The 3,375-nt window shown below is 54.8% G+C and carries 2 rRNA genes; both read right to left on the bottom strand.

What is annotated here, in order from left to right:
- Positions 1–34 precede the first annotated feature (34 nt).
- Positions 35–156, bottom strand: a 5S ribosomal RNA gene (rrf, locus tag NKF25_RS23960).
- A 132-nt stretch (positions 157–288) separates the two neighbouring features.
- Positions 289–3,206, bottom strand: a 23S ribosomal RNA gene (locus NKF25_RS23955).
- Positions 3,207–3,375: the final 169 nt, after the last annotated feature.

The following is a 3,375-nucleotide window of genomic DNA, read 5'->3' as shown; positions in this document are numbered from 1 at the left end:
GTGGCTCTGTGAGGGTTAATGAATGAAGTATGAATGGAGGCGGCGAATCGAATTTCCCAGAGGCTCGCGCACTCCAGTACTGACCGAAACGCAGACAGGCTTAACTTCCGTGTTCGGGATGGGTACGGGTGTCGCCCTGTCGCTCTGGCCGCCTTAACGTCAACTCACGGAATCGAACCGTGACATATGGATACCAATCGTTGATGGTTCGAATGAACCGTAATGTATGTGCAATCCAGTATACGCCTGGACTCACACTCCATGAGTGTGAAGACCAAATGCGGTATGATTGTGTGGCGTCGATCTGTTAGTACTCGCGGACTGAACGCCTCGTTGCCTCGGCGCGTACATCCCGAGCCTATCGAACTCGTCTTCTACGAGTGATCTCGGTGGTATCTCTTTTCCAAGTGGGTTTCGAGCTTAGATGCGTTCAGCTCTTACCCCGTGGTGCGTAGCTGCCCGGCACGCGCTCTTTCGAACGACCGGTACACCAGTGGCACCCATTCGTAGTTCCTCTCGTACTATACGAACGTTCTCGTCAGATACCGTAACACCCCCAATAGATAGCAGCCGACCTGTCTCACGACGGTCTAAACCCAGCTCACGACCTCCTTTAATAGGCGAACAACCTCACCCTTGCCCGCTTCTGCACGGGCAGGATGGAGGGAACCGACATCGAGGTAGCAAGCCACCGGGTCGATATGTGCTCTTGCCGGTGACGACTCTGTTATCCCTAAGGTAGCTTTTCTGTCATCAATGGGCCGCAACAAGCAGCCTCATTGGTTCGCTAGACCACGTTTTCACGTCAGCGTCCCTCGTTGTGTAGGACACTGTCAGACTTCCTTTTGCTCTTGCGCTCTTCCTCGGGTCTCCGACCCGAGTGAGGAAATCTTGGGGCGCGCTCGATATCTTTTCGAGCGCGTACCGCCCCAGTCAAACTGCCTGGCTACCGGTGTCCTCCGCCAGGAGTGAGGGTCGCAGTCACTACCGGGTAGTATTTCAATGATGCCTCGGTGATCCGCTAGCGCGGATACCTGTGTAATGGCTCCTACCTATTCTGCACAGTAGCGACCACGTCCCAGCGACAGCCTGCAGTAAAGCTCTATAGGGTCTTCGCTTCCCCTTGGGGGTCTCCAGACTCCGCACTGGAATGTACAGTTCACCGGGCCCAACGTTGGGACAGTGACGCTCTCATTGATCCATTCATGCAAGCCGCTACTGAAGCGGCAAGGTACTACGCTACCTTAAGAGGGTCATAGTTACCCCCGCCGTTAACGGGTCCTTCGTCCTATTGTACTAGGTGTTCAGATACCCGCACTGGGCAGGATTCAGTGACCGTACGAGTCCTTGCGGATTTGCGGTCACCTATGTTGTTACTAGACAGTTGGAGCGTCCGAGTCACTGCGGCCTGCTCTTATGCAGAGCAGGCATCCCTTATCGCGAACTTACGGGACTAACTTGCCGAATTCCCTAACGTCGGTTGCTCCCGACAGACCTTGGCTTTCACCGCCAGAGTACCTGTGTCGGATCTCGGTACGATTAACACGCTCGTCTTTTCACGGGCCCCGGGTACCACCAACTTTCGCTATCTCGCCATTCTTCCGCTTCCTGCCATTACGGCTTCCACGGAGTTGGACGATTCGACCGGGCGAAGGCCCGGCTTGGTGTTTCCTGAGGCGTCGACTTTTAATGGTGTTAGCACTGGAATATTAACCAGTTTCCCTATTGTCTCATTCGAATTACGGTGAGACTTAGGATCGGCTAACCCTCAGCTGATCAGCATTGCTGAGGAACCCTTACTCATTAGGTCGTCGGGGGTCTAACCCGACTAACGCTGCTACTATGGCCAGGATTTTCGATACTGAACGGTCCATACGAACTCTCGCCCGTACTTCCACCCATTCAGAATGCCAACCTACTAGATCACTCGGTCAAGAGTGCTGCTAGGTCTCGGTGGCGAGCTTGAGCCCCGATCATTTTCGGCGCCGCAAACCTCGGCCGGTAAGCTGTTACGCTTTTCTTAGAGGGTAGCTGCTTCTAAGCTCACCTCCCGGCTGTTTAGGGCTTGCGACCACCTTCAATCGCACTTAGCTCGCACTTTGGGACCTTAACCCAGCTCTGGGTTGTCTCCCTCACGGTACACAGGCTTACCCCGCGCACCGGATTCCTCACGTCAACGGCGTCCGTAGGTTTGGAGTTTGACAGGGAGGTCGACTCCTCTCGGAGGCGAGACTCCCAATCGGTCGCTCTACCCCACGAACTACCTTAGTGAAGGTCATGCTTCGACATGTTTCGGTTGGAACCAGCTGTTGCCGGATTCGATGGGCCTTTCACCCCTACACATAAGTCACGAGAGGGTATTGTAGGACACCAACTCTAACAGGCCTCCACGTGGCTTTCGCCACGCTTCGCCTTGCTCATGCGTAGATCATCCGGTTTCGGGTCGTATCCAGTTGACTCCCCGCCCTTGAAGACGGTGGCCCTCACACAAAGTGCTGCGGCCGTATTGGTTTCCCTATGCCTGCCCCGATACTCGGGTTAGGCTCGCCAATTAGATACACTCCCTGGCTCGTTTTTCAAAACGTACGACAGAACATCGGCTCCCAGCAATTCCTACTGCAGGCTTGCACCTGGGTCGTTTTTTGCTGGGCCTTGTATGCCCTGTCGCTCCATCGCCACCTGATTTCAGGCCCTATTGCACCTCCCTTTTCGGGGTGCTTTTCAGCGTTCGTTCACACTACTTGTTCGCTATCGGTCTCGAGTCGTATTGAGTCTTCGCGGTCGTTGCCCGCGACATTCACAAGGGATTTCCGACCCCTGCTACTCGGGAGCTGACGCACGTCGTACTTGATCTCATTACGGGGTTATCACCCTGTTTCACGCTCCGTTCCAGGAGACTTCATGAGACGGTTCGGACGATGAGAGTCAGTCCGTACACCACATTGCCCGTGAGGGCTTCGGTTTGGACTTTGTCGTGTTCACTCGCCGTTACTAGCGACATCGCGTTTGCTTTTTGTTCCTGCCGATACTGAGATGTTTCAGTTCTCGGCGTTCCCCATTGCGCGAGGCAATTGCGGGGGGATTCCCATTCGGAGATCCTGAGTTCTTAGCCTCCGTGCGGCTTCCTCAGGCTTTTCGCAGCTTGGCACGTCCGTCGTCGGCGCTCGAGCCGAGCCATTCACCAGGTGGCACAGTAGCCACGTTGGAATAACTTGGTTTCACTGTTAACTCACGGTTGTGAGTCCAGTGGACGTCTGGATTGCACGTACATACGGTTGTCATTACACGACACGGTGGTCGCCGAGTGCGTGTTTCGAACCCTTCCCAACCGCGTTTTCACGGGTTGGTGCATCGGTTTGTTGGGATTGATTCTTT

The organism is Haladaptatus sp. AB643 (genome assembly GCF_024136975.1).
Classification (GTDB): domain Archaea; phylum Halobacteriota; class Halobacteria; order Halobacteriales; family Haladaptataceae; genus Haladaptatus.
Note: the sequence above shows the minus strand (reverse complement) of the source record. Positions and strands in the feature narration are given on the sequence as shown.